The organism is Streptomyces sp. WAC05292, assembly GCF_003949955.1.
GTDB lineage: Bacteria > Actinomycetota > Actinomycetes > Streptomycetales > Streptomycetaceae > Streptomyces > Streptomyces globosus.
Genome location: NZ_RPSE01000600.1, coordinates 1 through 2,571, shown reverse-complemented (window position 1 = coordinate 2,571; position 2,571 = coordinate 1). Strand labels below are relative to the sequence as shown.

Here is a 2,571-nt window from a genome sequence, read left to right as displayed (position 1 = left end):
CCCGACCCCGACGCGGCGGCCGCCGCGTCGGGGTCGGGTTCGGGTTCGGGGTCGGCCCAGCCGGGGCTGGTCCAGTGGCCGGGGACGCGGGCCTCGGGGGGTTGGCCGAAGGGGACGCCGGCGCCGGGCCGGGCGGGTCCGCGGGCGAGGAGCCGCAGGTAGGCCTCGCGGAAGGCGGCGATGTTCTGTTCGACGGTGAACAGTTCCAGGGCGCGTGCCCGGGCGGCCGCGCCGAGCCGCTGGGCCCGTTCGGGGTCGCGCAGCAGGGAGAGGCAGGCGTCGGCGAGGGCGCGCGGGTTGCGCGGCGGGACGACGAGGCCGGTGCCGCCGATGACCTCGCACACCGCGCCGACGTCGGTGGAGACGGTGGCCCGGCCGCAGAACATCGCCTCGGCGAGACCGGTGGGGAAGCCCTCGACGACGGAGGAGAGGACGGCGACGCGGCCGCTGCCGTAGGCCTCGGCGGCGGTGGCCGTCTCGGGTCCGCCGACGTCCTCGAACGAGACGGGGTTCTCACCGGCGGTGACGGCGTCGGCGGCCTCGTCGGGGAAGAGCTGGGCGGCCAGCGAGCGGCAGTCGGCGAGGTAGCCGGGGACCGCGGGGGCGCTCCCGAAGATCCGCAGCCGGGTGCCGGGGGCGGCCTTGCGGACCTCCGCGAAGGCGTGGAGCAGCCCGACGAGGTCCTTGCCGGGCTCGATCCGGCCCACCCACACGAGTGTGTCGGGGTCGCCGCAGGCGGGGTCCTCGCCGACGGCGGCGAATCGGTCCGCCTCCATCCCCGGGTACACGGTCTCCATCCGGTCCCGGGTGGCGCCGCACCGCTCCTGCCAGCGGCGGGCGTGGGCGTTGCCGGGCGTGAGGAGGTCGGCGCGGGCGTAGATCTCGCAGGCGAGCCGGACGTGGAAGGCGGCGAGGAGGGCCCGCACCGCGGGCCGGCCGCCCTCGGGGCGGTCCAGGTAGTGGGCGCGCAGCCGCACCCCGTACTCGGTGACCAGGAGCGGCACCCCGAAGAAGCGTTTGGCCAGCAGCCCGGGGAGGGCGGCGATCCCGCCCGCGGCGGCGTGGCAGACGTCCACCTCGCGGAGGTCCTCGTACCAGTCGAGGGACAGCGGGCGCAGCAGCCGCTCCAGGGCGTCGGCGAACTCCAGCAGGTCGGCCACCTGGGCCTGCCGGAGGGCGCGGCGGGCGCCGGGGGCCCGGCAGGCGGACTCCACCGCCCGCACGGCGGTCTCCGAGCGGAGGGCCGCGTACATGCCGCCCTGTTCTCGGGCGAGTTCGGCGAGCCCGTACAGTCCGGCGGCGAAGGGCTCGGCGCGGCCGGTGCAGATGCCGTCCACCAGCTCCCGGTAGGCGTCGGCGAACCGGCGGCGCTCACGCCGGGAGTGGGTGCGGCCGTCGTCGGCGGGTGCCCACAGCGGGGCGGTCCAGACGCGGGTGACGTGCTCGGGGAGCACGACCCGGCCGCGCTCTTCCTGTTCGGCGCTGCGGCTCAGTGCGTAGAGCTCGAACTCGTGCTGCGGCAGCCCGCGCACGAGGCGCTCGCACCACAGCCGGCCCTCGCCCGCGGCATACGGATAGCCGCCTTCGGTGAGCAGTCCGATCCGCACGAGTGGCACCCCCGAATCTCCGGTCGTGGCGGCGGCCGCCGGTCCGGCGACCGGCCGCGGGAGAAGCCAAGCGGATGCGCCGGTGGCGCGGCGGACGGTTGTCCGTCGCGCCACCGGAAGGGGTGAAGAGTCGTAACTTTCCCGTACGGTTCGCGTTCGAGCGCGCTACCCGGAGGGGCCCGGCCGGGGTGGGCAAGCCGCGGAGCGAAGCGCTTTCCGGCTGCCCGGCCGTCCGTCAGTTGCCGGGGAACACCCACGGGTTGGGCTTGCAGCGGATCCCGTCGATCTCCAGCGACTTCGTCTGCTGCTGCATGATCGGCGCGGGGGCGCCCGGGGTCTGGCAGTTCACGTGCCCGTGGCCGAGCCGGTGGCCGACCTCGTGGTTGATGAGCATCTGCCGGTAGGCGAACATCTGCTCCGCCCCGTACGTCGGCGAGCCCTGGGCCCACCGGAACGCGTTGATCATCACGCGCTCGGTGTTGGCGGAGTCGCAGGAGACGTTCTCGATGGTGGTGTCCAGCCCGGACTTCGCGCACCACACGCCGGTGGTGCCGGGACTGGCGAGGGTGACGACGAAGTCGGCGCTGCCGCCCGGGACCCGTTCGAAGGTCTTGCGGCCGCCGTGGGCCCAGCTGCGGTCGTCGTTGAGGGTGCGGTGCACGGCCTCGGCGAAGAGCTGCGCGTCCAGCCCGAGCCCGGTCTCGACGTCGACCCGGTAGCGGACCACCTCGCCCTTGCCGGGGGCGGCGGCGACGCCGGGGACCGTCTCGAAGCTCCCGGGCCCCTTGAGCTTCGCGTCGATCGGGAGCTGCTGGGCCATCTTCTGCTCGTACGTGAGCTCCGGCGCGGGCGCCGGGGCCGCGGGCGGCGCCTGCGGGACGGCCCGGCCGTCGGAGCGGGAGGCCGCGGACTGGCCGGGCAGGGCCCGGTCGCCGGCCGTGCCCGCGGCGCGCGGGGAGGCGGA

2 protein-coding genes are annotated in these 2,571 nt (G+C 75.9%); both read right to left on the bottom strand.

The window, feature by feature from the left end; all coding sequences use genetic code 11:
- Positions 1 to 1,607 (bottom strand): DUF3492 domain-containing protein (locus EF903_RS31450; RefSeq protein WP_125548383.1); only part of this gene is annotated, 1,607 nt, incomplete at its 3' end.
- A gap of 235 nt (positions 1,608 to 1,842) precedes the next feature.
- A partial coding sequence (locus EF903_RS31445; RefSeq protein ID WP_125548382.1) for a DUF3152 domain-containing protein occupies positions 1,843 to 2,571 on the bottom strand: 729 nt, incomplete at its 5' end.